This is a genomic window from Stenotrophomonas sp. 10L48 (genome assembly GCF_056395105.1).
In genome coordinates this window covers 96,499-122,716 of sequence record NZ_JBFTIX010000003.1, presented here as the reverse complement: position 1 = coordinate 122,716, position 26,218 = coordinate 96,499, and the positions used below count along the sequence as shown (strand labels likewise).

General features: G+C 68.2%; 21 protein-coding genes and 1 pseudogene. 6 read left to right on the top strand and 16 right to left on the bottom strand.

Annotation, left to right across the window (positions count from 1 at the left end):
• Positions 1–76: 76 nt before the first annotated feature.
• Complete coding sequence (locus AC1DCU_RS06110; protein WP_088101858.1) at positions 77–934, bottom strand: class I SAM-dependent methyltransferase; 858 nt, start codon at positions 932–934, stop codon at positions 77–79.
• 169 nt (positions 935–1,103) lie between these two features.
• On the opposite strand from AC1DCU_RS06110, the gene AC1DCU_RS06105 reads away from it, so the two are divergent.
• Positions 1,104–2,060 (top strand): aldo/keto reductase, encoded by a 957-nt coding sequence (locus AC1DCU_RS06105; RefSeq protein WP_105164849.1) that lies wholly within the window; start codon positions 1,104–1,106, stop codon positions 2,058–2,060.
• A 66-nt stretch (positions 2,061–2,126) separates the two neighbouring features.
• On the opposite strand, the gene AC1DCU_RS06100 is transcribed toward AC1DCU_RS06105, so the two are convergent.
• Both AC1DCU_RS06100 and AC1DCU_RS06095 read right to left on the bottom strand, forming a co-directional pair.
• Positions 2,127–3,032 carry an NAD(P)/FAD-dependent oxidoreductase gene (locus AC1DCU_RS06100; protein ID WP_080149589.1) on the bottom strand — a complete coding sequence of 302 codons (906 nt, stop codon included), beginning with the start codon at positions 3,030–3,032 and terminating at the stop codon, positions 2,127–2,129.
• The gene (locus AC1DCU_RS06095; RefSeq protein WP_032976824.1) at positions 3,022–3,477 is read right to left on the bottom strand and encodes an Rrf2 family transcriptional regulator; all 456 of its coding nucleotides are present in this window, start codon (positions 3,475–3,477) and stop codon (positions 3,022–3,024) included. The genes AC1DCU_RS06100 and AC1DCU_RS06095 overlap by 11 nt, the downstream gene beginning before the upstream one ends.
• Before the next feature lie 183 nt (positions 3,478–3,660).
• On the opposite strand from AC1DCU_RS06095, the gene AC1DCU_RS06090 reads away from it, so the two are divergent.
• Entirely contained in the window at positions 3,661–5,772 is a 2,112-nt protein-coding gene (locus AC1DCU_RS06090; protein ID WP_478014141.1) for a methyl-accepting chemotaxis protein, read from the top strand.
• Here AC1DCU_RS06090 and AC1DCU_RS06085 read toward each other — a convergent pair.
• A complete protein-coding gene (locus tag AC1DCU_RS06085) occupies positions 5,760–6,662 on the bottom strand; it encodes a LysR family transcriptional regulator (protein ID WP_025877600.1) in 903 nt (300 codons plus the stop codon). The two genes, AC1DCU_RS06090 and AC1DCU_RS06085, sit on opposite strands and share 13 nt — an antisense overlap.
• Positions 6,663–6,767: 105 nt before the next feature.
• Between AC1DCU_RS06085 and AC1DCU_RS06080 the strand changes: the two genes are divergently transcribed.
• On the top strand, positions 6,768–7,982 hold the full coding sequence (locus AC1DCU_RS06080) for an MFS transporter (RefSeq protein ID WP_059065570.1): 1,215 nt from the start codon (positions 6,768–6,770) through the stop codon (positions 7,980–7,982).
• Between the two features lie 85 nt (positions 7,983–8,067).
• Positions 8,068–8,715: pseudogene (dkgB, locus tag AC1DCU_RS06075) on the top strand (2,5-didehydrogluconate reductase DkgB); the annotation flags it as partial.
• A gap of 50 nt (positions 8,716–8,765) precedes the next feature.
• On the opposite strand, the gene AC1DCU_RS06070 reads toward dkgB, so the two are convergent.
• Positions 8,766–9,467, bottom strand: a complete 702-nt coding sequence (locus AC1DCU_RS06070; protein ID WP_025877606.1) for an alpha/beta fold hydrolase — start codon at positions 9,465–9,467, stop codon at positions 8,766–8,768.
• A 45-nt stretch (positions 9,468–9,512) separates the two neighbouring features.
• Here AC1DCU_RS06070 and AC1DCU_RS06065 point away from each other — a divergent pair, with 45 nt between their 5' ends.
• Positions 9,513–9,893, top strand: a complete 381-nt coding sequence (locus tag AC1DCU_RS06065; RefSeq protein WP_025877607.1) for a YbjQ family protein — start codon at positions 9,513–9,515, stop codon at positions 9,891–9,893.
• 42 nt (positions 9,894–9,935) lie between these two features.
• On the opposite strand, the gene AC1DCU_RS06060 is transcribed toward AC1DCU_RS06065, so the two are convergent.
• Positions 9,936–12,662, bottom strand: coding sequence for a bifunctional acetate--CoA ligase family protein/GNAT family N-acetyltransferase (locus tag AC1DCU_RS06060; RefSeq protein WP_099844117.1), 2,727 nt, complete (start codon positions 12,660–12,662; stop codon positions 9,936–9,938).
• A 135-nt stretch (positions 12,663–12,797) separates the two neighbouring features.
• Entirely contained in the window at positions 12,798–14,168 is a 1,371-nt protein-coding gene (gene mgtE / locus AC1DCU_RS06055) for a magnesium transporter (RefSeq protein WP_025877611.1), read from the bottom strand.
• A gap of 344 nt (positions 14,169–14,512) precedes the next feature.
• On the opposite strand from mgtE, the gene AC1DCU_RS06050 reads away from it, so the two are divergent.
• Positions 14,513–16,300, top strand: a complete 1,788-nt coding sequence (locus AC1DCU_RS06050) for a monovalent cation:proton antiporter-2 (CPA2) family protein (RefSeq protein ID WP_032976814.1) — start codon at positions 14,513–14,515, stop codon at positions 16,298–16,300.
• A gap of 246 nt (positions 16,301–16,546) precedes the next feature.
• Here the strand turns inward: AC1DCU_RS06050 and AC1DCU_RS06045 are convergent, their stop codons facing one another.
• The 9 genes from AC1DCU_RS06045 to AC1DCU_RS06005 form a co-directional block, all read right to left on the bottom strand.
• Positions 16,547–19,885, bottom strand: coding sequence for an ankyrin repeat domain-containing protein (locus tag AC1DCU_RS06045; protein ID WP_025877985.1), 3,339 nt, complete (start codon positions 19,883–19,885; stop codon positions 16,547–16,549).
• Positions 19,878–20,138 (bottom strand): YcgL domain-containing protein, encoded by a 261-nt coding sequence (locus AC1DCU_RS06040; protein ID WP_032976812.1) that lies wholly within the window; start codon positions 20,136–20,138, stop codon positions 19,878–19,880. The genes AC1DCU_RS06045 and AC1DCU_RS06040 overlap by 8 nt, the downstream gene beginning before the upstream one ends.
• A 159-nt stretch (positions 20,139–20,297) precedes the next feature.
• The gene (locus tag AC1DCU_RS06035; RefSeq protein ID WP_025877987.1) at positions 20,298–20,738 is read right to left on the bottom strand and encodes a hypothetical protein; all 441 of its coding nucleotides are present in this window, start codon (positions 20,736–20,738) and stop codon (positions 20,298–20,300) included.
• Between the two features lie 37 nt (positions 20,739–20,775).
• Complete coding sequence (locus AC1DCU_RS06030) at positions 20,776–22,014, bottom strand: beta-ketoacyl-ACP synthase (RefSeq protein ID WP_442251994.1); 1,239 nt, start codon at positions 22,012–22,014, stop codon at positions 20,776–20,778.
• A complete protein-coding gene (locus AC1DCU_RS06025) occupies positions 22,014–22,745 on the bottom strand; it encodes a 3-ketoacyl-ACP reductase FabG2 (protein WP_025877991.1) in 732 nt (243 codons plus the stop codon). The genes AC1DCU_RS06030 and AC1DCU_RS06025 overlap by 1 nt, the downstream gene beginning before the upstream one ends.
• Entirely contained in the window at positions 22,742–23,200 is a 459-nt protein-coding gene (locus AC1DCU_RS06020) for a hotdog family protein (protein WP_025877993.1), read from the bottom strand. The genes AC1DCU_RS06025 and AC1DCU_RS06020 overlap by 4 nt, the downstream gene beginning before the upstream one ends.
• Entirely contained in the window at positions 23,197–24,384 is a 1,188-nt protein-coding gene (locus tag AC1DCU_RS06015) for a beta-ketoacyl-[acyl-carrier-protein] synthase family protein (RefSeq protein WP_032976811.1), read from the bottom strand. Before AC1DCU_RS06015 ends, AC1DCU_RS06020 begins: the two co-directional genes overlap by 4 nt.
• Positions 24,381–24,935 carry a DUF3261 domain-containing protein gene (locus AC1DCU_RS06010; RefSeq protein WP_033832520.1) on the bottom strand — a complete coding sequence of 185 codons (555 nt, stop codon included), beginning with the start codon at positions 24,933–24,935 and terminating at the stop codon, positions 24,381–24,383. Before AC1DCU_RS06010 ends, AC1DCU_RS06015 begins: the two co-directional genes overlap by 4 nt.
• Entirely contained in the window at positions 24,923–26,197 is a 1,275-nt protein-coding gene (locus tag AC1DCU_RS06005) for an NAD(P)/FAD-dependent oxidoreductase (RefSeq protein ID WP_025877998.1), read from the bottom strand. Before AC1DCU_RS06005 ends, AC1DCU_RS06010 begins: the two co-directional genes overlap by 13 nt.
• Positions 26,198–26,218 lie beyond the last annotated feature (21 nt).

The window sequence follows — 26,218 nt, the reverse complement described above, 5'->3', positions numbered from 1 at the left end:
GACGGCAGGCGGCGGGCAGGGCATTGTCCCATGCCACGCCGCGCGTGCTCGCCGGGCATGGCCCGGCGCTACCGGGTCACGGCTTCACGAAACGCAGGGTCATGCGGTCGCTTTCACCGATGGCCTGGTACTTGGCGTCATCCGCCTTGTCATGCTGGTTGGTCGGCGGCAGGGTCCACACGCCATTCGGATGATCCTTGGTATCGCGCGGGTTGGCATTGACCTCGGTGCGCGCGTCGAGCTTGAAACCGGCGGCCTCGGCCATCGCGATCACCTGCTGCTGGCCCACATAACCGGTGTCGTCAGCGTCGGCCACGTCGGCCTTGGCGCGGTGCTCGACCACGCCGAGCACGCCGCCCGGCTTGAGCACGTTGAAGAAGCCCTGGAACATGCCCTGCGCCTGGCCGGCCTTGCGCCAGTTGTGCACGTTGCGGAAGGTCAGCACCACATCGGCCGAGTTGGCTGCACCGAACACCGGCTTGGCCGGGTCGTAGGCAACCACTGCGGTTTTGTCGAACTGTGCCGGTGCGGCGGCGTACTTCTTTTCCAGGCTGTCGCGGCTGCGCTGCTGGTAGTCGCGGCCGCGACCTTCAGCCACGGCCTGCGGATCGACCACCGCAGCGATGTAATGACCCTTGTCGCGCAGCAGCGGCGCCAGGATCTCCGAGTACCAGCCATTGCCCGGGGTGATCTCGATGACGGTCTTTTCCGGCGCGACGCCAAAGAAGCCCAAGGTCTGGGCAGGATGACGGAAACCGTCGCGCTTGACGTTGGCGGGGTCGCGGGTCGAGGCCTTCACCGCGGCATCGATCGCGGGCGACACCTGGATCTTTGCCGGTGCGACCGTGGCCGGCGCGGCGAATGCGGGAACGGCAACCAGCAGGGCCGAAGCAAGCAGCAGGCGGCAACCACGCAGGGATGAGGCAGCAATCATCGGGGCGACTCCAGCGGAAGATGCGGCGAGACTAGCAGCCGCCGCGCCACAGGTGTTCACAAAACGTTAGCCGCGTGCGCGGTGCGGAACACAGTTTTGTGGTCAGCGCCGCAGCGCGGTCATACATCGCGTTCTATCCTGAAGGACTTCCCCCAAGGAGTCCGTGCCCATGACGGCAAACCGCGAACTGGGCCGTTCAGGCCTGCATGTAGCTCCGCTCGCCTTCGGTGGCAACGTGTTCGGCTGGAGCGCTGATGAGAAGGCCAGCTTCGCCCTGCTGGATGCCTTCGTCGATGCCGGCTTCAACCTGGTCGACACCGCCGACGTGTACTCGGCGTGGGTGCCGGGCAACCAGGGTGGCGAGTCGGAGACGCTGCTGGGCAAGTGGTTCGCGCGCAGCGGCAAGCGCGACAAGGTGGTGCTGGCGACCAAGGTGGCCAAATGGGCCGAGCGCCCCGGCCTCACCCCGGACAACATCAATGCGGCGGTGGAGGATTCGCTGCGTCGCCTGCAGACCGAGGTGATCGATCTGTACCAGGCTCACGAGGACGATGAATCCACGCCGCTGGAAGCGACCCTGGCCGCGTTCGGTCGCCTGATCGAGGCGGGCAAGGTGCGCGCGATCGGCGCGTCCAACTACAGCGCCACGCGTCTTGCCGATGCCTTGAAGGTCTCCACCGACTACGGGCTGCCGCGCTATGAAACCCTGCAGCCGGAGTACAACCTGTACGACCGCGCCGGCTACGAGAAGGAGCTGGAACCGCTGGTGCAGCGCGAGCAGATCGGCGTGATCAACTACTACGCACTGGCCAGCGGCTTCCTCAGTGGCAAGTACCGCACGCCGGACGACGCCGGCAAGAGTTCCGCGCGCGGCGCCACCGTGGTCAAGCGCTACCTGAACCCGCGCGGCCTGCGCATTCTGCAGGCACTGGATGACGTGGCCAGCAAGCACAACGCCACTGCCGCGCAGATCGCGCTGGCATGGCAGATCGCACGGCCGTCGATCACCGCACCGATCGTCAGTGCCACCAGCGTGGAGCAGCTGCACGACCTGCTGGCGGCGGCGAACGTGGCGTTGAGCGTGCATGACGTGGCACAGCTGGATGCGGCCAGCGTGGAAGGTTGAAGGCGGAGGGTGCCGGCCAACGTCGGCACCCTTCAACGGATCCGCGCCATGCGTGGATGCATTGCCTCAGCGCGGCAGGCTGTCCTCGGCCACCAGCGCATGGTGCATGCCGATGCCCGCGCGCACGCCTTCTGCCATGGCCAGGGTGATGTTGCCGACCGTGGTCGCATCACCGGCGGCGTACACGTTCGGCACCGAGGTCTGTTTCATCATGTCCACCTCGGCCAGCACGCCCAGCGGACTCTCCACCAGCGCGCAACCCAGCTGCTGCACCAGCGGCGTGGCCATCTGCTGCATGGCCGGCACGAACAGCGCACGCTGGGCGACACGGCGACCGTCAGCAAGTTCCACTTCCAGCCACGTCGGCTGCTCGCCGTGCACACCTACCACCGGCGTGGTTTCCACCTGCACGCCGCGTTGCTGCATGGCGGCCAGCTCCTCGTCGCTGATCGGCAGGCCCTGGCTGAAGAAGGTGACGTTGCCCCAGTCGGCGAACAGCGGCGCCTTGCCGGCCGACATCGGATGGCCGCCGAGCAGGCCGATCGAACCGCCACCCACTTCATAACCATGGCAGTACGGGCAGTGCAGCACGGTGCTGCCCCAGCGCTCGGCCAGGCCGGGCAGATCGGGCAGCTGGTCGGCGATACCGGTGGCCAGCAGCAGCTTGCGCGCGGTCAGTACCTGGCCGTCGGCCGTACGCACCTCCACACCTTCGGTGCGGAGCGTGGCCTGCACCGCTTCGGCATTCAGCCAACGCACGGTCGGGTAGTCCAGCAGTTGCTGGCGCGCGTTCTTCAACAACTCGGCGCCACTGATGCCGTCCAGGCCCAGCACGCCGTGCGAATGGCTGGCGAAACGGTTTCGCGGCGAACCCGCATCGATGATGGTGACCGGCCGGCGCGCACGCGCCAGGATCAGTGCGGCGGCGATGCCGGCGTAGCTGCCGCCGACGATGAGGACATCAGGATTCATGGTGACCTTCCAGGGAACGGTGATGGGCAAGATGGCGGGCGAAGTCGGCGCCAAGCTGGTCGAGGGTGGTTGCCTGCAGCCGCTGCTCGAGCAGGCGCTGCGCTTCGCGGGCACTCTCCAGCAGGGCCTGGTTGACCAGCTGCTGGATCGGGCAGCCGCCCCTGCCTTCGCGGGTACCGACCTGGACCATCGGCGGCGCGCCGATGGCCTGGTAGACGTCGTACAGGGTGATCGTCGCCGCATCGCGGGCGAGCTGGCTGCCGCCACCGTGGCCGCGCGTGCTGCGTACCAGGCCGGCCTTGTGCATCTGCGCCAGCAGGCGGCGGATCACCACCGGATGGGTCGGCAGGCAGGTCGCCAGCTGTTCGGAGGTTCGCGGCCCGTGCTGGCCGACCAGATGGGCCATCACGTGCAGGGCGTCGGAAAGCGGATTCGCGGATTTCATGTAACAACAATAGTTACATTTAAACCACCTGTCGAGGGTCTTCTTTCGTTCCATATGGACACATTTGTCCAATGAAACACATTCTTCACATCACTAAACAGAACGGGAATGTGACACGCATCGCACTTCAGAGCGCTAAAGGACGGTCGATACCGCATCGCACCCCTTCCGAGATCTCGTCCCATGAAAGCCTCTTCCCATGCGCCGCGGCTGCAGTCGAAGCTGCTCGGTGCCGTTTCTGTTGGTCTGGCTGTTGTCCTGGTATGCGCCCTGGCGGGCCTGGCGTCGGCCTGGTTGAAGCTGTCCACCGACGTACCGCCGGAGGTTGCCCACAGCCGTGACGCCGAGCGCCTGCAACGCGAATTCCGCGGGCAGGTACAGGAGTGGAAGAACGTGCTGCTGCGCGGCCACGATGACGCGCTGCGCCAGCATCACCTGCAGGCCTTCGACAACGAAGGCCGCGTCGTTGCCGAACTGGCCACGGGCCTGGCCGCCAGCCCCGATGCGCGCACGCGCGAACTGGCGCAGGCGTTTTCCGGCCTGCACGCACAGTTGCAGCAGGACTACCACGCCGCACTGCAGGCCTTCGCTGACGCCAGCTACGACCCGGCGGTCGGCGATTCCCTGGTGCGCGGCAAGGACCGTCCGGTGGCCAGTGCGCTGGATGCCCTGAGCATGCGTGCCACCGAGGTAGCCGAGGCTGCAGTGACCGCGCGTTCGCAGGATTCCCGACAGGTGCTGGTGGTGTGCGCCGCGCTGACCATCGGCGCCGCCGTGCTGCTGCTGATCGCCCTTGGCTGGTGGCTGCGGCGCGCCGTGGTGCAGCCGGTGCTGGCGGTGGAAGCGGCCGCGCGTGCGGTTGCCGCCGGTGACCTCGACCACGTGGTGCAGGTGCGCAGCCGCGACGAGATCGGTCGCCTGGCACAGGCGATGCAGGCCGTGCAGAGCACCCTGCGTGGCGTGCTTGATGCGCAGACCGCGATGGCAAGGGCACACGACGCCGGCACGATCAGCCACCGCATGGACAGCAGCGCCTTCCCCGGCGCCTACGGCACGATGGTGGCCGACACCAACACCCTGGTCGATGCGCACATCCAGGTGAAGATGCGCGCGATCACGATCATGGGCCGCTATGCAGTGGGCGATCTCAGCCTGGACATGGAACGCCTGCCCGGCGAGAAGGCCGTGATCACCCAGGCGCTGGATGCGGTGAAATCCAACCTGGGCGCGATCAACGGCGAAATCCGCCGCCTGGCCGAAGCTGCGGCAGCAGGCGATTTCAGCCAACGCGGCGACAGTGCGCGCTTCGAGCATGATTTCCGCGCGATGGTCGATGGCCTGAACCGATTGATGCAGACCACCGAACAGAACCTGGGCGAGGTCTCGGCCATGCTGCGTGCCATTGCCGATGGTCGACTGGGTGCGCGTATGGACGGCGACTTCCAGGGCGTGTTCGCCCGCATTGCGGGGGATGCCAACGCCACCGCCGCACAGCTGGCGACGATCGTCAGCGACATCAAGCACGCCTCCGGCAGCATCCACACCGCCGCTGCGGAAATTTCCGCCGGCAACAACGACCTGTCGCGCCGCACCGAACAGCAGGCGGCGAACCTGGAAGAAACCGCCGCGTCGATGGAGGAACTGACCTCCACCGTGCGCCAGAACGCCGAGCATGCGCGGCAGGCCAACCAGCTGGCGATCGGTGCGCACAGCGTGGCCTCGCACGGCGGTGAAGTGGTCGGCCAGGTCGTGGCGACGATGGATGCGATCGAAGGCTCGTCGCGGCAGATCGCCGACATCATCAGCGTCATCGACGGCATCGCGTTCCAGACCAACATCCTGGCGCTGAATGCAGCGGTGGAAGCGGCGCGTGCCGGCGAGCAGGGCCGTGGATTCGCGGTGGTCGCCAGTGAAGTGCGTACGCTGGCACAGCGGTCGGCGGCGGCGGCCAAGGAAATCAAATCGCTGATCGAGGCGTCGGTGGAACAGGTTGGCCACGGTGCGCAGCGTGTGCGCCAGGCCGGCGACACCATGGCCGAGATCGTCGCGTCGGTGCAGCGCGTGACCGACATCATGGCCGAGATCTCCGCTGCGTCGCAGGAGCAGTCGGCCGGCATCGAGCAGGTCAGCCAGACCATCATCCAGATGGATGGCACCACCCAGCAGAATGCCGCGCTGGTGGAAGAAGCGAGCGCCTGTGGGGGTTGCCGGCCCGCGGCCGGCACTACCATGCGTGYGATTCCCGGTAATGCCGGCCGCTGGCCGGCAACCCGGACACTCCATCAGCGCAGGTAATCCGAGGCGGCCATCGCCTCGCCCAGGTAATCCAGGAACGAGCTGATCCGTGCCGATACGGCCGTGTTGCGGTAGTACACCGCATGGATCGGCTGGTACACATCCAGCGTCTGCGCGGCCAGCACCGGCACCAGGGTGCCGGCCGCGCGGTCGCGTTCGGTCACGAAGTCGGACAGGCAGGTGATGCCCACGCCCTCCACCGCCAGCGTGCGCAGGGTCTCGCCGCTGGACACCGCGATGTCCGGGCGCACCAGCAGCTGCCCCTCGGCATCGCCCGGCAGCGGCCAACGGTTCAATGACTCCGGCTCGTTGAACCCCAGCAGCGTGTGCTGACCCAATGCCACCACGCTGGCCGGCTCGCCGTGCGTGGCCAGATAGGCCGGGCTGGCCAGCACCTGCAGCCGGCAGCGCCCCAGCGGCCGCGCATGCAGGGTGGAATCGGCCAGCGGGCCGATACGGATCGCCAGATCGGTGCGCCGTTCCAGCAGGTCGATGTAGCGCTCGGAACTGTTCAACTCCAGCTGCACGTCCGGATAGCGCGCGCGGTAACCAGCGACCAGCGGCGCGATCACGTGCAGCACGAACGGCATCGCTGCATCCACCCGCAGCCGGCCAGCCGGACGCTCGCGCCGCGCCGCCATCTGTTCCTCGGCCGATTCCACCGCATCGATGATCGCCCGCGCATGGCGCAGGTAGGCCTCGCCCTCGGCGGTCAGGTGCAGGCGGCGGGTGGTGCGGGTCAGCAGGGTCGTGCCCAGCTTGTCCTCCAGACGGCCCAGCGCGCGGCTCACGCCCGAAGGTGTCTGCCCCAGCTGCTCGGCAGCCGCGCTGATCGAACCGCTGTCGATCACCGCCAGGAAGGCCTGCATTTCGTCGAGGGTGGTTTTCATGGCGCCATTATTGACCACGCGGCAAGAGTGATTGGCGTGAAGACCGGTTTTTCGGCAAAGGTCGGCCGCGCACACTGCGCGCCTTCCTTCCCTCTGGACACTGTCATGATCCGTGGCATTCCGCTCGCCCTGCTGGCGCTGACCCTCGGTGCCTTTGCCATCGGCACCACCGAATTCGTCATCGTCGGCCTGATCCCGACCATCGCCGCCGACCTGCAGGTCAGCCTGCCCTCGGCCGGCCTGCTGGTCTCCCTGTATGCCCTGGGCGTGGCCGTCGGCGCGCCGGTGTTGACCGCGCTCACCGGCCGCGTGCCGCGCAAGACCCTGCTGGTGGCGCTGATGGTGCTGTTCACCCTCGGCAACGTCATCGCATGGATGGCACCGGGCTACACCTCGCTGATCGTCGCCCGCATCCTCACCGGCCTGGCCCACGGCGTGTTCTTCTCCATCGGCTCGATCATCGCCACCGCCGTGGTGCCGAAAGAGAAGGCCGCCAGCGCGATCGCCATCATGTTCACCGGCCTGACCGTGGCGCTGGTGACCGGCGTGCCGCTGGGCACCTTCATCGGTCAGCACCTGGGCTGGCGCGCCACGTTCCTGGCCGTGGCCGGCCTGGGCGTGATCGCGCTGCTGGGCAGCCTGCTGTTCGTGCCGCGCGGCCTGGCACAGAGCGCGCCGGCCACCTTCCGCCAGCAGCTGGGCGTGCTGGCGCAGCCGCGCCTGCTGATGGTGTATGCCATCACCGCGCTTGGCTACGGCGGCACCTTCCTGTCCTTCACCTACCTGGCGCCGATCCTGCAGGACGTCACCGGCTTCTCGGCCAACGCGGTCAGCCTGGTGCTGCTGGTGTATGGCGTGTCGGTGGCGATCGGCAACCTGTGGGGCGGCCGCATGGCCGACCGCATGGGCCCGATTCCCGCGCTGAAGCGCATCTTCGCGCTGCTGGCCATCGTGCTGCTGGTCATGACCTTCACCGCCCACAACACCTGGCTGATGCTGCTGACCGTGCTGGCACTGGGCGCGGTGGCGTTCGGCAACGTGCCCGGCCTGCAGGTGTACGTGGTCAAGCAGGCACAGCGCTACGCACCGCAGGCGACCGATGTGGCTTCGGGCCTGAACATCGCCGCCTTCAACATCGGCATCGCGCTGGGTGCGTCGCTGGGCGGCCTGGTGGTCGAGCACATCGGCCTGATGCATACGCCGTGGCTGGGTGCGCTGGTGGTGGTCGGTGCGTTCGCACTGACGGCGCTCAGCGGCCGCCTGGACCGTCGCGACGGCATCGACGATCGCGCCGAGGGGATCGCGGTGAGCGCGCACTGATGCATGCAATGCACCGTTGCCGGCATGCACACGGCCCCTGCCCTACCCTTTGCGATCACCTCCTTCCCCCGCTTTGGAGTTCTCCATGACTGTCCCCGCTTTCGGCCTCGGCACCTTCCGCCTGAAAGACCAGACCGTGATCGACTCGGTGCGCAACGCGCTGGACGTCGGCTACCGCGCCATCGACACCGCGCAGATCTACGGCAACGAAGCCGAGGTCGGCCAGGCCATCGCCGAGTCCGGCGTACCGCGTGACGAGATCTACCTGACCACCAAGGTGTGGATCACCGAGTTCAAGCGCGATGCGCTGCTGGCCAGCCTGCGCACCAGCCTGGAAAAGCTGCGCACCGACCATGTCGACCTGGCGTTGATCCACTGGCCGTCACCGAACGACAAGGTCGATACGCCGATGGAGGAATACCTGCCTGCCCTGGCCGCCGCCAAGGCACAGGGGCTGACCCGGGAGATCGGTATCTCCAACTTCACCATCGCCCAGACCCGCAAGGCGATCGAGATCCTCGGCGCCGATGCCATCGCCACCAACCAGATCGAGATCCACCCTTACCTGCAGAACCGCCTGCTGGTGAAGTTCCTGCAGGACAACGGGATCCGCGTCACTGCCTACATGAGCCTGGCCTACGGCGAGGTGATCAAGGACCCAGTGATCCAGGCCATCGCCGGCCGTCATCAGGCCAGCCCGGCGCAGATCGCGCTGGCATGGGCGCTGCAGCAGGATTCTACCGGATGACGGTGGGTAGCGCCGGGCCATGCCCGGCGGATCCATCAGTACTGCAACAACCATCCGCGCATTGCCGCACTCACCTCGTCCGGCTTCTCCATCGGTGCCAGGTGCCCGCAATCGGGCACCACCACCAGCTGCGAATGCGGCACCAGCGCGTGCATCTCCTCGCTCACCGCCAACGGCGTGATGCGGTCGTTCGCACCACAGACGATCAGCAGCGGATCGCGGTAGCCGGCCAGCACATCGTGGCCATCACTGCGCTCCAGCGCGCTCTGGCGCAGGAACACCTCCGCACCCAGCCGTGCGGTCATGTCACGCACGCGCTGCACCAGCACGTAGTCGTCCAGCCGCGAGGCGTCGATATAGCTGCGCATCAGCGCGTCACCAAAGCCGTGGAATTTACCGGGCAGGCGCACGCTGGCGCGCTGGCTGCGGCGCTGTTCGGCACGTTCCGGGGAGTCGGCATGGATCGAGGTGTCGATCAGGGCCAGCTGCAGCACACGCTCCGGCGCGGTGCGCAGGATCTGCTGGGCGACGAAGCCGCCCAGTGAGAAACCGGCCAGCGCAAACCGCTCCGGCGCCTGCGCCAGTACCTCCTCGGCAACGGCCTGCAGGGTCTCGCCGTGGGTCTGGTCGCCCACGGTGCAGTCGGCGATATCGGCCAGGTCGGCCAGCTGCGCGCGCCAGAGTTCGGCGTCGTTGAGCAAGCCGGGGAGCAGCAGCAGGGGAATGCGGTCGGTCATGCGGGTATTGTGGCGTCTTCAAACCCACAACACGACCAGACACCCATGGCCGACCCCTACAACAGCGGTACCCCGACCACGTCAGCAGCGCGCTTCGAGGATTCGATGGTGACCACCGCCTTCGAGCTGCCCGGCTACCGCATCGCGCGCAACCTGGGCGTGGTACGCGGCATCACCGTGCGCTCGCGCTCGATCGTGGGCAATTTCCTGGGCGGCATCCAGACGATCTTCGGCGGCAACATCACCATCTACACCGAGCTGTGCGAGCAGGCGCGCGAGGAAACCTATCGCGACATGGTCAAGCATGCGCGGCAGCTGGGTGCCAACGCGGTCATCGGCATGCGCTACGACGCCACCGATGTGATGACCGGCCTGACCGAAGTGCTGTGCTATGGCACGGCGGTGGTGGTCGAGCCGCTGCGTTGAATCCGATGTTCCGCCGGGCATGGCCCGGCGCTACCGTCACGGTCACGCCACCGGCGGGACGTCGGGCACTTCCACCTGCTGCACCGGCAACGTCACCATCATCACCGTCGGGTCGTCCGGGTCCAGCCGGGTCTTGAAGCCCAGGCTCTGGCACATCGCCAGCATGGTGCTGTTCTCGCGCAGCACCTGGCCTTCCACCACATCCAGGCCCAGCCACTTGGCGTACTCGATCATGATCGCCATCAGGCGCCAGCCGATGCCGTGTCCCTTCAGATCCGAACGGATCAGGATGCCGTACTCGCCACGGTGGTAATCCGCATCGGCATGCAGTCGCACCGCGCCGAGCATTTCGCCGCTGCGCGGTTCGAGCGCCACCAATGCGATCGAGCGGGCGTAGTCCAGCTGGGTCAGGCGGGCGATGAACTCGTGGCTGAAATGCTTCACCGACTGGAAGAAACGCAGACGCAGATCCTCGTCGCTGACACGCGCGAAGAACGCACGGAACAGCGCGTCATCTTCCGGCCGCACCGGGCGCACGAACGCGCGACCGCCATCGGACAGCTCGATGGTGCGCTCCCATTCCTTCGGATACGGGAACACGGCGAAGCGTGGATGGCCACGGCCCTTGTGCAGGATGCGCGACGGCGCAACCGCAACGCGCGCGTCCAGTGCGAGGATGCCCTTGCTGTCCACCAGCAGGGGATTGATGTCCAGCGTGCGCACTTCGGGAATGTCCGCCGCCAGCTGCGCCAGTTTGACCAGCGCCAGTGCCAGTGCACGCTCATCGGCGGCGGGCACATCGCCATAGGCCTTGAGGATGCGCGAGGCCCGGGTCTGGCCGATCAGCTCGTGGGCCAGGCGCAGGTCCAGCGGCGGCAGCGCCAGCGCCTTGTCGTTGATCACTTCCACCGCCGTGCCACCGCGCCCGACCACGATCACCGGTCCAAACGTGGCGTCGTCGGCGATGCCGACGATGATCTCGCGCGCCTTCGGGCGGACGATGGTCGGTTGCACCAGCAGGCCGTCGATGCGCGCGTCCGGCCGTAGCTGGCGTGCACGAGCAAGGATGGCCTTCGCCGCGCTCTGCACCGCCGGCAGGGTCGCCAGATTCAGGCGCACGCCATCCACTTCGGATTTGTGCGGAATATCGGGCGACAGGATCTTCAGCGCGACGGTCGCGCCACGCTCCAGCAAGGGTTGCGCCAGGTCCATCGCCTCGTGCGCATCGCGCGCGTGCATCACCGGTGCAGAGGGGATGCCGTAGGCCTTCAGCAGTTCATGGGTGGCCAACGGGTCCAGCCAGCCCTGGCCATTGGCCAGCGCGGCTTCGACCAGCGCGCGCGCACGCGCGGTATCCACGCTGAAATCCTGCGGCAGGCTCGGCGGCGTTTCCATCAACGCACTCTGTGCCTCCCGGTAACGCACCAGATGCTGGAAGCCGCGCACGGCCTCCGCTTCGGTGGGATAGGTCGGCACGCGTGCGGCATTGAGGGTGGCAGTGGCCTGGTCGTCGTTGCCCAGCCACACCGCGAATACCGGCTTGTCGCGGTGGTGGCGCGGGCGCAGGCCGAGCGTACGGGTCAGCGCCTGCGCCGCATCGGCCGACGAGGTGAACGCGGTAGGCACGTTGACCACCAGCACCGCATCGTTCTCGCTGTCGGCCAGCAACGCTTCGATGGCAGTGGCATAGCGATCACCATCGGCGTCGACCACGATGTCGACCGGGTTGCTGCGCGTCCAGCCCTGCGGCAGTACCGCATCCAGCTTCTGCACGGTGCTGTCGGACAGTTGCGCCAGCGTGCCCTGCAGGGCGATCAGCTGGTCCACCGCCAGGTGGCCGACGCCACCGCCGTTGCTGAGGATGGCCAGGCGACGACCGGGGAAGGTGCCAAGCCGGCCCAGCGACTCGGCCGCGGTGAACAGTTCGTCCAGCGCGCTCACCCGCAGCAGGCCGGCACGGTTGAATGCCGCGCCGTACACATCATCGGCGCGCGCCAGTGCCTGCACGTGGGTATCGGCGCTGCCCGGCTGTACCCGTTCGGCGCGCCCGGACTTCACCACCACCACGGGTTTGGCACGCGCAGCGGCGCGCGCGGCCGACATGAACTTGCGCGCGTCCTTGATCTGCTCGACATAGAGCAGGATGGCGCGGGTACGGTAGTCGGTGGCGAAGTAATCCAGCAGATCGCCGAAGTCCACGTCCATGGTGTCGCCCAGCGAAACCACGGCGGAGAACCCTACCGAGCGCGCCACGCCCCATTCCACCAGGGCGGCGGCAATCGCCGAGGATTCGGAAATCAGCGCGAGGTCGCCAGCCTGTGGGAAATGCGCGGCGATGCTGGCATTGAGCCGTGCATGTGGCGCGATCACGCCTAGGCAGTGCGGGCCGAGGATGCGCAGGCCATGCGCGCGCGCGGCGGCCTCCACCTGTGCCCATGGCGAGCCCGGGCCTTCTCCCAGGTGCGCGGTGAGGATGATCGCGGCCTGCACGCCACGTTCGGCAGCGGTGCGTACCACCTGCGGCACGATGGCGGCCGGTGCGGTGATCACCACCAGTTCCGGCACCCAGTCCAGGTCCTTCAGCCGCTTCACCGTGCGGATGCCATCGATCTCGGCATGGCGCGGGTTGATCCATGCCACTTTGCCGGGGAAGCCGGTGCCGCGCAGGTTGCGCATGACTGCGCGGCCCGCCGAGCGCTCACGCGGGCTGCCGCCGATCACCGCGACCGACTGCGGACGGAACACGGACTGCAGGTGGTAAGTACTCATGTGCCTACGTTACACGGACCGGCGCTGCGGCGGCATGATCGTGCGCAGGAACCTGGCATCGCATCCACGCAGGGCGTGGATCTACTACGCAGGCCAGGACCAGTGGATCCACGCCATGCGTGGATGACGCCGCCGTTACAGCAGCGTCCCGTGCAGGATCATCGCGGCGATGCTGAAGTAGATGACCAGGCCGGTCACATCCACCAGGGTGGCCACGAATGGGGCCGAGGCACTGGCCGGGTCGAAGCCCAGCCGCTTGAGGATGAAGGGCAGCATCGACCCGGACAGCGAGCCGAACGTGACGATGCCCACCAGCGCGGCACCGATGGTGATCGCCAGTAGGATCCAGTGTTCGCCGTAGTCATGGAAGCCACCGAGCTGCCAGATCACGATGCGTACGATGGCCAGGCAGCCGAGGATGGCGCCGAGCACCATGCCGGTGGGCACTTCGCGCAAGGCCACCTTCCACCAGTCGCGCAGGCGCAGTTCGCGCAGCGCCAGGCTGCGGATCAGCAGCGAGGTCGCCTGCGAACCGGAGTTGCCACCCGAGCTCATGATCAACGGAATGAACAGGGTCAGCACCACCGCGCGCGCCAGTTCGTCCTCGTAGTGCTGCATCGCGCTGGCGGTCAACATCTCGCCAACGAACAGCACGCTCAGCCAGCCGGCGCGCTTGCGCAGCATCTCGAAGAAGCCGATCTGCATGTACGGCTTGTCCAGCGCTTCCATGCCGCCGAACTTGTGTGCGTCTTCGGTGGACTCTTCGATCAGCGCATCGAGGATGTCATCGACGGTGACGATGCCGAGCATGTGCTGCTGCGCGTCCACCACCGGAATGGCCAGCAGATCGTGGCGGCGGATCAGCCGCGCCACGTCTTCCTGGTCCATCTGCGCATCCACCATCACCGGCGGATTGACCTGGGCCACATCCAGGATCGATTCCTCCGGCAGCCCGGTGATCAGCCGGCGCATGGTCACCACCTGCTGCAGCTGCTGGTTGGCCGGGTCGAGTACGTAGATCGCATACACGGTCTCGCGCGTGCGTTCGACCTGGCGGATGTGCTGCAGGGTCTGGGCCACGGTCCAGGTGGCGGGCACGGCGACGAACTCGGTGGTCATCAGCGCACCGGCGGTGTTCGGCGGGTAGCTCAGCAGCTTCTGGATGGTCTGCCGGGCTTCGTTGCCCAGCAGCGGAATCAGCCGCGCGCGTTCTTCTTCATCCAGCTCGTGGACGATATCGGTGGCACGGTCGTCGGCCATCAACCCCAGCAGCGCGGCGGCGCGTGCCGGCGGCAGTGCGGCAACCAGTTCGCCACTGCGGTGCAGCTCCGGCGCCTCGAGCATCTTCACTGCGCGCGGCAGCGACAGCGCGGCCAGCGTCTCGGCGGCGCGCTGCAGTTCGAGCGTGTTGAGGAATTCCACCGCGTCGGCGGTGTTGTAGTTCGCCAGCGGTGCCGACAATGCTGCGGCATCGGCCACCGGACGCAGCAATTGCTTCTGGTTCATGGTGATTCGCCTTCATGGGGTGCGACCTCGCGCAACGCCAACGCAGGCAAACCGTCCCGGTGTCAGGCGGTGGCCATCGCTGGCGTCGACCGAGGTCGACTTCTACTGTCGCTGGACATGGGTTGGGGACTCCGGAGGGGTGTACTGCCGGACACGCCGGCAGCGGCGGGCAGTCTGGACCTGCGGTCGGTGCAGGTCAACCCGCCACGCTGACCGGACAATGGGCCCGCTGCCGTTCTCGTGCGTACACAGCGGCGCGCGCATAATGCCCAGGTGGCATCCGCCGCGCTTCCCCTCCCCGCCGAACGGACGCACAGCCGGCCTCCCGATGACCAGGTATTCCCATGCATAGCGGTGGTCTGGAACTGGCACTGGTGCTGCTGCTGGCCGCGGTGATAGCGGTGCCGGTGTTCAAGAAGTTCGGCTTCGGCGCGGTGCTGGGCTACCTGGCGGCCGGCGTGGTGCTGGGTCCGGACGGTCTGGGCTTCGTGCAGGACGCCGACCGCATCCTCGGCGCGGCCGAGATCGGCGTGGTCATGCTGCTGTTCGTGATCGGGCTGGAGCTGTCCCCGGCCCGGCTGAAGGTGATGCGGCGCTCGGTGTTCGGTGCGGGCGCCGCGCAAGTGGCGCTGTCCGGGCTGGTGCTGGGCGGCCTGCTGCTGCTCGATCACTTCCAGTGGAAGAGCGCGCTGGTAGTGGGCGTGGCGCTGGCGCTGTCGTCGACTGCGGTCGGCCTGCAGCTGCTGTCCGAACACAAGGCGATCAACAGCGACCATGGCCGGCTGGGGTTTGCCATCCTGCTGTTCCAGGACCTGATCGCCATTCCGCTGCTGGCCGCGATTCCGCTGCTGGGCGGGGTCAAGAACGAGACGCTGCGCTGGGAAGATGCGGCCGTCGCGCTGGGCGCGCTGGCGGTGGTGATCCTGTGCGGGCGGCCGGTGCTGCGCCGGGTGTTCGGCATCATCGCCCGCACCCGCAGCCCGGAGGTGTTCACCGCCACCGCACTGCTGGTGGTGCTGGGCACCGCCTGGTTCATGCAGGAAGCCGGCCTGAGCCCCAGCCTGGGGGCATTCCTGGCCGGCGTGCTGCTGTCCGATTCGGAATTCCGGCATGAGCTGGAATCGCAGATCGAGCCGTTCAAGGGCCTGCTGTTGGGCCTGTTCTTCATTGCCGTGGGCATGGGCATCGACCTGGACCGCATCGCCGCCGAACCGTGGATGATCGCTGCGGGCGTGGCGATCCTGCTGGTGGTGAAGTTCAGCCTGCTGTACGCCATCGGCCGCATCGCCAGACTCAGCTCGCGGCAGTCGTTGCTGCTGGGCAGCGTGTTGTGGCTGGGCGGCGAATTCGCCTTCGTGGTGTTCAACGAAGCCCAGCGTGCGCATCTGCTGGGCAATGCCAACCATGACCGGCTGGTGGCGATCGTCGGCCTGTCGATGGCGATCACCCCGTTGCTGATGATCGCCCTGATGCGCCTGCTCGGCGAGGAGAAGGTCGCGCCCCGCCAGGCGGCGGAGGCCGACAAGGTGGCGCCGGACAATCGCCCGAAGGTGCTGATTGCCGGCATGGGCCGCTTCGGCCAGGTGATCGCGCGCCTGCTCACCGCGCAGAAGGTGCCGTTCGTGGCACTGGAGGCGAACCCGGACACGGTGGCCGACCTGCGCCGCTTCGGCAACCAGCTGTACTACGGCGATCCGACCCGGCCGGAGATGCTGCGCGCCGCCGGTGGCGAGCACATCGACGTGTTCGTGATCACCGTGGACGACCCGGAAACCAACCTGCGTGCGGTGCGCATGGTGCGCCGCCTGTACCCGGATGCGACGGTGCTGGCGCGTGCGCGCAACCGCCAGCATGCCTGGCGGTTGATGGACATGTCGGCCGAACCGTTCCGCGAAGTGTTCGGTACCAGCCTGGAAATGAGCGGGCGCGTGCTGACCGCGCTGGGCGTGGCACCGAACGTGGCCGAGCGCCATGTGCAGCAGTTCCGCGAACACGACGAGAAGCTGCTGCGCGACCAGTACCTGGTCTACGACGACGAGGCCGCCGTGATCCAGACCTCGCGCGATGCCCGCAACGACCTGATGCACCTGTTCGAAGCGGACGCGGAAAGCGACGGCGACAAGGAGCGCTGACCGCGGGCCGGTGTGCCAACCAACGGTCGGCACCCACCCAATGGAAGGCGACCTTCAGCCGTTGTCGCGCAGGAACCTGGCCATCGACGATACGCCCGGCACGCGCGGCTCGGAMGCGGAAAGCGRCGGCGACAAGSARCGCTGAYCGACGGGGYTGGGTAGTGCCGGCCGCTGGCCGGCAACCTCATGMACCTCGYCAGGATTGCGAAGCTGCCGGCCAGCGGCCGGCACTACCGCGCCYWGGGGTCAGCCGTTGTCGCGCAGGAACCTGGCCATCGACGAKACRCCCGGCACGCGCGGCTCGAACTCGGCGGCGACGTCGATGAAGCCGCGCATCACCGCGATCTCGCGCGGGCTGCGGTTCAAGCCATCACGCGCTTCCGGGTCGGCACCGGCGCGCAGCAGGCGCTGCACCAGCAGCGGCAACCCGTGCAGGGCGGCCAAGTGCAGCGGGCCGAAGCCGCGCGGATCGCGCACGTCCAGGCTGACGTCTTCATCCAGCAGGCGCTCGACGGCGGCCATCACCACCTGCTCGTCGCAGGCAGTGCCCGGTTCGGCGCGCGCGCCCAGCAGCAGCAGCAACGGCGTGACCGCACCGGCGGCGGCCTGGTCCGGCTCTGCACCAGCCAGCAGCAGGGTATCGAGCAGCGCCAGCAGGCGCGAACGGTCGCGCGCACTGAAGCCATACAGTGCCGCGCAGTGCAGCGGCGCCAGCTGCTGGGCATCGCCGGCGTGCACATCGGCACCGGCGGTGAGCAGGCGCGCCACGATGTCCGGCAGCCCCAGCGCCGAGGCCAGCATCAGCACGGTGACCCCGCCCGGCAGGCGGTGTTCGAGCTGCGCACCGGCGTCGAGCAGGGCCGAGACGATCTCGACCTGGCGCATGCTGACCGCCGCCGACAACGGCGTGGCACCACTGGCAGCGGCATGCTGCGGATCAGCGCCGCGCGCCAGCAGCAGGTCGACCACGGCCAGGTGGCCACCGCCGGCAGCACGCAGCAGTGCGGTGCAGCCCTGCGCATCGACGGCGTCGACGGCAAAGCCCAGATCATTCAAACGACGCACGGCGTCGACATCACCGGCCATCGCGGCGGCCGGCAGATCGCCTTCGCGCAGGGTCCGGCGCGGCAGCGGCCAGACGCGCCAGTCCAGCCAATCAGCCAGATCACGACGACCGATCGACAACGCCACGCCCAGCGGTGTCTGCCCATCGGCAGCACGCGCTTCCGGCGAGGCGCCGTGCTGCACCAACAGCTTCAAGGCGCTTTCGCGGGCCAGTGCGGTGGCCAGATGCAGCGCGGTCATGCCATGGCTGTCGCGTGCTTCGCGGTCCACGCCGGTGGTGAGCAGGGCCTGCTGCAGGCGCAGCCAGCCCAGGCGCACCGCCAGCGACAACGGCGGATCACCGGCTGGCGAGGCGGCAAACGGATCGGCGCCCCGCTCCAGCAGTTCCAGCGCCAGCTGCTCAAGGCCACGCGCCGCCTGGTCGTGCTGCGCACAGGCGGCCAGGAAACGCGCCAGGCCACCGCGCCCGGCCGGCGACAGGCCGTGCTGCAGCATCACCTGCAGGGCTGGCACGGCATCGATGCCACGCGAAAGCAGCGCGAACATCGGCGTATCTGCGCAGGCGTCGCGCACGTACGGATCGGCACCATGGGCGAGCAGCCAGTCGACCGCACGCGGCTCCAGCGCCAGCTCCGGATCGAGCAGCAGGCCACCCAGTTCTTCGGGCTGGCACAGCCTGGCCAGTGCGGCCATGCCATCGGTATTGCCGAACCCCAGCGCCTCGCGCAGCAGGGTCAACGGCGGGCGGTCGGGCAACAGGCCGCTGGCGCTGGCCGTCTCACCGCGCTCGGCCAGGCCATCGCTGACCGCGGCGGGCAGCGGGTAGGACGGGTCCAGCAGGGCCACGATCGCCCAGCGACCGGCTTCGGCGGCATAGTCCACCGCGCGCCGGCCGGCCGGATCGCTGCCGTCGGCGGCGATCCCCAGTTCCAGCAGGCGCTTGATCAACAACGGCGAAACGTCCTCGGCCATCGTGGCCAGCAGCACCGCGTTGCGGCCATCGGTGTCGACCGCAACCAAGTCTGGTTTGTGCGGCAGCAGGTGCTCGACCACGGCAGCGCGGCCGGCGCGTGCGGCTTCCAGCCACGGGGTGCGGCCCAGCGCATCGCGCGCTTCCAGGTTGGCACCGGCGGCCAGCAGCACGCCGATGATGTCCACGTGGCCGGCCAGTGCGGCTTCATGCAGCGCGCTGCGGCGCTGGCGGTCGCGCGCGTCGGCACGTGCCTTGTGCTTGAGCAGCAGCTGCACGCCGGCCGGATCGTCGTCCTCGGTGGCGGCCGCGGCCAGCAGCACCGGGGTGCCGTCAGCCGGTTCGCTGCGCGCGCCGCGCTCCAGCAGGAAGCGCGCCAGGCGCCAGTTGCCGACCTGGCAGGCCACCGCCAGCGGTGACCAGCCATCACGGTTCAGTGCGTCCACTTCAGCCGCCGCATCGCGCAGCAGCGCGGCCACGCCCGGGTCGGAACTGCGCGCGGCGTGGTGCAGGGGCGTGTTGCCCTCGCTGTCGGTGGCGCGCGAATCGGCACCGTTGGCCAGCAGGGTCATCACCGCTTCCGGACGCCCATGCCAGCTGTCGCGGGTCGCGGCCAGCAGCGGGGTCATGCCACGGTGCGGCGCGTTCACATCGACGCCGCGGCCGATCAGCTCGCGCAGCAGGCGCAGGTCCGGCAATACCGCGGCCAGTACAGCCAGGCTGCGCTGGTCGCGCCAGTTGGGGTCAGGCAATGAGTGCGGATCGGCGCCGGCCTGCAGCAACTGCAGCGCGCGGTCGATGCGGCCGTGGCGTGCGGCTTCGTACAGGGCCGGGGTCAGCTCCTGCGGCGCCAATGCTTCCAGCGGTGTGGTGTCCACCGCAGTGCTGAACAGCGTTTCGCGATCGACCGGCAGTTCAGCGCCAACCGGGCCGCGCAGCGAGACCAGCGGCGCCGGTGCGATGCGCTGCAGCAGCAGGTGGAGCAGCGGCGACAGCAGCAGCACCGCCAGTGCCGACGGCCAACGCGCGCTTTCCGGCAGCAGGCCCGGCCAGGTCGGCAGTACCACCAGTGCGGCCAGGGCCATCACCAGTGCGGCCACGCCAAGGCCACGCCAGGCGCTGAGGTCGCGGCCGGCCAGCGCCTGCCAATGCTGGGCCAGGCCACCGTCGAGGCGCTCGACATCATTCCACAGCGGCCAGGTGCGCCAAGCCGCCAGCAGGCCAGCGCTGACCAGCACGCTCAGGCCCAGCACCGCAGCCAGGCTGCCGCTGTCGCGCAGCGCGGCCAGCGGCCAGGCCAGCAACAGGGCCAGCAGCAACGGCGCGGCGATCCACAGTGCCAGCAGCGCCGGCAGGTCCTGGCGGACGATCACCTTCGGCGGCAGCAGCGCACGGCTGCGCCGCCACCACGAGATTCCCAATGCGAACGCCGGTTGTGCCAGTGCGGCCAGCACCGCACCGGGCAGGCCGCCCAGCGCCGAACCCAGTGCCAGCAAGGCACCCAGGGTGAAGGCCAGCGACAGGGCGCGGGATCGGGAAAGCTCAGTCATAGTGGCGCAGCATCATGCTGCTCACCGACGGCGGCACCTGCAGGTAGAACCCGCGCTCGGTCAGTTCGCTGCGCACCTTGGCCGGGTCGGCCTGGGCCAGCCGGCGCTCCGCGTCCAGGGTCACGTCCAGCACGAAGACGAGCGAACCCAACGACGCCGACAGCGGCGCAGGCAAAGCGCTGAAGTCATCGCGTCGGGCGAGATAGACGTAGGTGTCCGGCTTGAGTTGGCTTTTATAGACGTAGGCGTGCATGTCCACGGGACGATAACCCGGGAAGAGCCGTGATTGTGTCGGAAAGCCGACACCGGGGAAAGCCGTCACGCGACGATGGCGGCGCGATCGACGGCGTTTCCCCGTTGAGGTTCAGCAATGTGGCGGCGCCGTTCAGGCTGCGCCACCGGTCGGCAGCGCTTACTTGACCTTGGCGTAGGTGCCCTTCAGGGCCACGCCGGCGACGAAGGTGCCGGCCCAGCACTCGTAGTTGGTCGCGCTCTTGAACTCGTTCTTCTTGTAGTAGCTGACGATGTCGACCACGGCATTGGCGCCGCGCGACTTGGCACCGTCCTGCAGGGCCAGCAGTGCCGACAGCGCGACCCAGTTGCAGGCCTCGACGTCGCTCTTGTTGGCGGCGTTGGTCTTCTTGTTGGTCACGTCCTCGCCCAGGCGCTGCTGCACGCTGACCGGCTGGCCGGCCAGGTAGAAGCGCACGCTGCCGTCGATGCCGGCATCTTTGGCGGCCTGCGAACTGATCAGCTCGCGCAGGGACTGTTCGACGCGGGTATCGCGCGCCGAAGCGGTGGAAGTCAGGGCCAGCAGCGCGGTGGCAGTGGCGATCAGCAGGGTGCGGCGCATCGGAACGTCTCCTTGTTGGGGTGCGGGTACGGCGGGGTCACGCGCTCCAGCGGCGGAACACCAGCGAGGTGTTGATGCCGCCGAAGGCGAAGTTGTTGCTCATCACGTACTCGGCCTGCAGCTCGCGGCCTTGCCCGGTGATGAAGTCGAGCTGGCCGCAACGCGGGTCCACCTCGACCAGGTTCAGGGTGGGCGCGAACCAGCCGGCGCGCATCATCTCGATGCTCATCCAGGCTTCGAACGCGCCGCAACCGCCCAGCATGTGGCCGACGTAGCTCTTCAACGAGCTGATCGGCACGCGGCTGCCGAACACCTGGGCGGTGGCCTGGGTCTCGGCGATGTCGCCGTGGTCGGTGGCGGTGCCATGGGCGTTCACGTAGTCGATCTGCACCGGCTGCAGACCGGCGTCTTCCAGCGCCAGGCGCATGGCCTGGGCCATGGTATCGGCGCTGGGCTGGGTGACGTGCTGGCCGTCGCTGTTGGTGCCGTAACCGACGATCTCGGCGAGGATGGTCGCGCCGCGTGCCTGCGCGTGTTCCAGATCCTCCAGGATCAGCGTGCAGGCGCCCTCGCCCAGCACCAGGCCATCGCGGCCGGCATCGAACGGACGCGGGGTGGTGTGCGGTGCGTCGTTGCGCGTGCTGGTGGCAAACAGGGTGTCGAACACCGCCGCAGCCGTGGCGTCGAGCTGTTCGGCCCCACCGGCCACCATTACCGTCTGCTTGCCGCTGCGGATCGCTTCATAGCCGGCGCCCACGCCCTGGCTGCCCGACGTACAGGCGCTGGAAGTGGTGTAGACACGCCCGGACAAGCCGAAGAACACACCGATGTTGACCGGCGCGGTGTGGCTCATCATCTTCAGGTAGGTGGTGGCGCTGATGCCGTCGGTGGTGAACTCATGCAGCATGCGGCCGAATTCGCCGGTGGCTTCGTGGCTGCCCGACGACGAGCCATAGGCCACGCCGGTACGGCCACTGCGCAGCACCGGGTGCTCGAACAGGCCCGCCTCACGCAGGGCGACCTCGGTGGCGCGCACCGACATGATCGCCACCTTGCCCATCGAGCGGGTGGTCTTGCGGTTGTAGTTCGGCGGCAGCTCGTAGTCCTGCGCCGGCGCGGCAAGCTTGGTGTTCAGGCCCGCATACACATCCCATTCCGGCATCGAACGCACCGCATTGCGGCAGCTGCGCAGATGGGCCTGGATGGTCGGCCAGTCGTGGCCGAGCGGACTGATGGCGGCAGCACCGGTGACCACCACGCGACGATCGGCGGCCATCAGATCATCCCTCCGTTGACCGAGATCACCTGGCGGGTGATGTAGCCGGCCGGCTCGGACAGCAGGAACGCGACCGTGGCCGCCACTTCCTCGGGACGGCCGACGCGGCCGGCCGGGATCAGCTTCAATGCGTGTTCGACCACTTCTTCGTTGAGCATGTCGGTCTCGATCAGGCCCGGGGCCACGCAGTTGACGGTGATCTGGCGGCTGGCCAGTTCCAGCGCCAATGCCTTGCTGGCACCGATGATGCCGGCCTTGGCCGCACTGTAATTGACCTGGCCACGGTTGCCGGCCACGCCGGACACCGAGGACAGGGTGACGATGCGGCCCGGCTTGCGCCGCCGCACCATCGGCATGATCAGCGGATGCAGCACGTTGTAGAAACCGTCCAGGTTGGTGTGGATCACCTGGTCCCAGTCGTCCTCGGACAATGCCGGGAACGCGCCGTCACGGGCGATGCCGGCATTGCACACCACGCCGTAATAGGCGCCATGTGCCTCCACGTCAGCCTCCAGCGCAGCACGCGCGGCAGCACGGTCGGCCACGTCGAAGGCCAGCACGCGCGCCTGCCGGCCCAGCGCCTGGATCTCGTCGGCCACCGCCTGTGCTTCTTCCACACGGCTGCGGCAATGCACCACCACGTCGAAGCCATCGCGCGCGATACGCAGCGCAATGGCCCGGCCGATGCCCCGGCTCGCGCCGGTCACCAGCACGCTTGGATTCCCTGTCATGCCTGTCCACTCTCCAGATAGGCCATCGAGTCGGCCGGTTCGAACACCGACACGTTGGCAACCGCCCATTCTTCTTCGCCTGCCAGGATGCGGCAGGCGAACATCCCTAATCCATTGTCGCCCAACAGCTCGCAACGCGCCTGTACCTGCAGGCGGGTGCCACTGGGGAAACTGCTGCGCGTGCTGGTATAGCGCCGGCTGCCAAGCAGGAAGCCCAGCTGCGGCGGGTTGCCGGCCGTGCGTGCGCGGCAGCCGGCCCAGGCAGCGATGGCCTGGGCCATGTATTCGATGCCGACCCATGCCGGGACCGCACCGTCTTCGATGAACAGGCCGGCCTCGGGCACCACCAGTTCCGCCTCGATGCCGTCCTGGTCCCAGCGCAGGATGCGGTCCAGCAGGCACATGTCCTGGCGGTGCGGCACCACCTCTTCGATGGCATACAGCGGCATGTTCATCGGCGCTCCAGTGCCAGCACGGCATTGCTGCCGCCGAAGGCGAACGAATTGCTCAGCACCCGCCGCGGCAGCTGCTGCAGGAAGGTCGCCGGGGCTACCAGCGGCAACGCCGGCAGCGCCGGATCGGCCACGCCGTCCCACCAGTGCGGCGGCAGCTGCTGCTGCGGATTCTCGGCCAGCAGGATCCAGCACAGCGCCGCTTCGATCGCACCGGACGCACCCAGCGTGTGGCCGGTCAGTGGCTTGGTCGAGCTGGCCGGCACGGCGGTGCCCAGCACCTGCGCCACGGCGTGGCTTTCCATGGCGTCGTTGTGGCCTGTCGCGGTGCCATGCAGGTTCACGTAATCCACTTCCGAAGGTGCCCAGCCAGCACGCTGCAACGCCTGCTGCAGGGCATCGATGGCACCCAGACCCTGCGGGTCCGGCGCCGACATATGGTGCGCGTCGGCCGACTCACCCCACCCCGCCAGGCTGACCGGGCCTGCATCGCGGGTCAGCAGGAACAGCGCGGCGCCCTCGCCGATGTTGATCCCGCAGCGATGCTGCGAGAACGGATTGCAGCGCACTGCGGAGACCGATTCCAGCGCGCTGAACCCGGCGACGGTGAACCGGCACAGGGAATCGGCACCACCAGCGATGACCGCATCGACGATGCCCGAGCGCAGCATGCGCGCGGCCGACATCAACGCCTTGGCGCTGGACGAACAGGCCGTGGACAGCGTCCAGGCCGGGCCCAGCGCACCGCTGCGCTCACGCACGAACTGCGCGGCGGTGCCCATTTCCTGCTGTGCGTAGTCGAAGCCTTCGGGCCAATGGCCGTGCTCGGCGCGGGTACGCAGCGCCTGTTCGGATTCACCGATGCCCGAGGTGCTGGTGCCCAGCACCACCGCCACACGCTCGGCACCGTAACGGTTGATGGCATCGGCAACAGCCGGCGCGATCTGCGCCAGTGCCACGTCCAGCAGAGCATTGTTGCGGCCACGCAGGGACACCGGCAGTTCCTCCAGCGTCGGCAGCGGGCTGTGCACTTCGCCCAGCGCGAGCGTGCGACCTGGCAGCAGGCTGGCGTTGTCGCTCAGGCCGCCGGGCGCATCGGCAAACAGCGCAGCAGCCACCGCGGCGCGGCCCTCGCCCAACGCGCAGACCACGCCGAGGTCGTTCAGGAAAATGGGAGCGCTCTTCATTCCTGGCCGGCCATGTCGATCGATTCGATGCGCAGGGTGTAGCCCTCGGCGCGGTTGTCCAGCTGCACGCTGCCATCGCCCAGGCGCTGCAGCTGCAGCCACACGGTGCCGTCGCGGGACAGGCTGCGCTGGCGGCCGTCGTCGCTCACCTGCCAGCCGGCCGGCAGCGCGGCGGCAATGGCGTCCGTCGGCCAGAGCGCGAACTGCAGGTCATCCAGTACGCGTTCGGCACGTACCTGTGGCGGCAGCCACGGTGCACGCTGCTGGGTCAGCTGCTGGCCGTCCCACTGCAGGCGCACGCCGGTCTGGCCCATCGCCTGCACGGCCAGCCGCACCTGCTGCGCGTCGGCTTCCAGCAGCGCATCCAGATCACGCTCGTGGCTGCCGAAGCGGAAGTGCAGTTGCTGCTGCAGGGCCAACGGCGCCGGCAGGCTGGACGGTGCCAGCCGCAGCGGCGGCAGGTCGACCAGCGGCCGCGGCATGCGGCTGGCACAGGCGGCCAGCAGCAGGCACAGCAGGACCGCGGAGAGGCGGACGATCAGGCGCTGCACAGTTCCTCCAGCACGCGCATGCGACGGCCACTGTCGTCGGCCACATACGGATTGTTGGTGTCCCAGGCGTAGCCGGCCAGGATGGAGCTGATCATGTCGCGTACCTGCGGCTGCTGGTCGGGGTGGTAGATGATCTTCTGGAAGCCGCCCTGGTACCAGCTTTCGACGAAGCGGCGGAAGGTTTTCACACCGGCGCGCAGCGGAATCGAGAATTCGCTTTCCCAGTCCACGGTCTCGCCCGCGTAACGGCGCTTCAGGCATTCGCTGGCCAGCTGCGCCGACTTGAACGCGATGGTGACGCCGGAGGAGAACACCGGGTCGAGGAACTCACCGGCGTTGCCCAGCAGCGCATAACCCGGGCCCCACAGCGAGCTGACATTGGCCGAATAGCCGGTGATGCGGCGCACCGGCAGCACCGCCCATTCGGCATTGGCCAGCAGCGAGGTCAGGTTCGGATCCTCGCCGACGATGGCCTGCAGCTTCTGCAGGTCGTCGCCTTCGTAGCGCTCGAAGAACGATGGCTCGGCGACCACGCCCAGCGAGCAGCAGCCGTTGGAGAACGGAATCGTCCAGTACCAGACGTCGATGTGCTCGGGATGGGTGGTGATCAGGATCTTGTTGCGGTCGAATTCCGCTTCGGCCGGGATGTTGTCGCGTACGTGGCAGAAGATCGCGCCGCGCACCGGGAAGTTGGACGGTGATTCCAGGTCCAGCAGGCGTGGCAGCAGGCGCGCGAAGCCAGAGGCGTCGAGGATGAAATCGGCTTCGATGCGGTACTCGCTGCCATCGGGGCGGCGCACGCTCACCAGCGGCTGCTCGCCCGGCTCGACGGACAGCACTTCGTCACCGAAGCGCAGGGTCGCGCCCATGCGCTCGGCGCCACGCGCCAGCACGTTGTCGAAGTCGGCGCGCTGCACCTGGTAGGTGGTGCCCCAGCCCGGGGAGAACTTCTTCCTGAAGTCGAACGCGGTGCGCGCTTTTCCGTGCACGAAGGCCGCGCCGTTCTTGTACTGGAAGCCTGCCTCGACCACGTCCTGCAGCAGGCCCGCCGCTTCGATGTATTCCATGCTCTGCGGCAGCAGGCTCTCGCCGATGGAGAAGCGCGGGAACTGCTGGCGCTCCAGCATCAGCACCCTGCGGCCCTGCTGGCGCAGCATCGCCGCGGCCACCGAGCCAGCCGGGCCGGCGCCGATGATCAGGATCTCGGTACGTTCCACGTCTTCGTGGCGGGAAGAATCAGCGGCATCCACAGCAGTAGTCATCGGTGCGTCCTTGTTGCTCGA

Coding starts and splice junctions, on each gene's coding strand:
- AC1DCU_RS06110 (WP_088101858.1), bottom strand. CDS start 934: ATGATTGCTGCCTCATCCCTGCGTGGTTGCCGCCTGCTGCTTGCTTCG.
- AC1DCU_RS06105 (WP_105164849.1), top strand. CDS start 1,104: ATGACGGCAAACCGCGAACTGGGCCGTTCAGGCCTGCATGTAGCTCCG.
- AC1DCU_RS06100 (WP_080149589.1), bottom strand. CDS start 3,032: ATGAATCCTGATGTCCTCATCGTCGGCGGCAGCTACGCCGGCATCGCC.
- AC1DCU_RS06095 (WP_032976824.1), bottom strand. CDS start 3,477: ATGAAATCCGCGAATCCGCTTTCCGACGCCCTGCACGTGATGGCCCAT.
- AC1DCU_RS06085 (WP_025877600.1), bottom strand. CDS start 6,662: ATGAAAACCACCCTCGACGAAATGCAGGCCTTCCTGGCGGTGATCGAC.
- AC1DCU_RS06080 (WP_059065570.1), top strand. CDS start 6,768: ATGATCCGTGGCATTCCGCTCGCCCTGCTGGCGCTGACCCTCGGTGCC.
- AC1DCU_RS06070 (WP_025877606.1), bottom strand. CDS start 9,467: ATGACCGACCGCATTCCCCTGCTGCTGCTCCCCGGCTTGCTCAACGAC.
- AC1DCU_RS06065 (WP_025877607.1), top strand. CDS start 9,513: ATGGCCGACCCCTACAACAGCGGTACCCCGACCACGTCAGCAGCGCGC.
- AC1DCU_RS06060 (WP_099844117.1), bottom strand. CDS start 12,662: ATGAGTACTTACCACCTGCAGTCCGTGTTCCGTCCGCAGTCGGTCGCG.
- mgtE (WP_025877611.1), bottom strand. CDS start 14,168: ATGAACCAGAAGCAATTGCTGCGTCCGGTGGCCGATGCCGCAGCATTG.
- AC1DCU_RS06050 (WP_032976814.1), top strand. CDS start 14,513: ATGCATAGCGGTGGTCTGGAACTGGCACTGGTGCTGCTGCTGGCCGCG.
- AC1DCU_RS06040 (WP_032976812.1), bottom strand. CDS start 20,138: ATGCACGCCTACGTCTATAAAAGCCAACTCAAGCCGGACACCTACGTC.
- AC1DCU_RS06035 (WP_025877987.1), bottom strand. CDS start 20,738: ATGCGCCGCACCCTGCTGATCGCCACTGCCACCGCGCTGCTGGCCCTG.
- AC1DCU_RS06030 (WP_442251994.1), bottom strand. CDS start 22,014: ATGGCCGCCGATCGTCGCGTGGTGGTCACCGGTGCTGCCGCCATCAGT.
- AC1DCU_RS06025 (WP_025877991.1), bottom strand. CDS start 22,745: ATGACAGGGAATCCAAGCGTGCTGGTGACCGGCGCGAGCCGGGGCATC.
- AC1DCU_RS06020 (WP_025877993.1), bottom strand. CDS start 23,200: ATGAACATGCCGCTGTATGCCATCGAAGAGGTGGTGCCGCACCGCCAG.
- AC1DCU_RS06015 (WP_032976811.1), bottom strand. CDS start 24,384: ATGAAGAGCGCTCCCATTTTCCTGAACGACCTCGGCGTGGTCTGCGCG.
- AC1DCU_RS06005 (WP_025877998.1), bottom strand. CDS start 26,197: ATGACTACTGCTGTGGATGCCGCTGATTCTTCCCGCCACGAAGACGTG.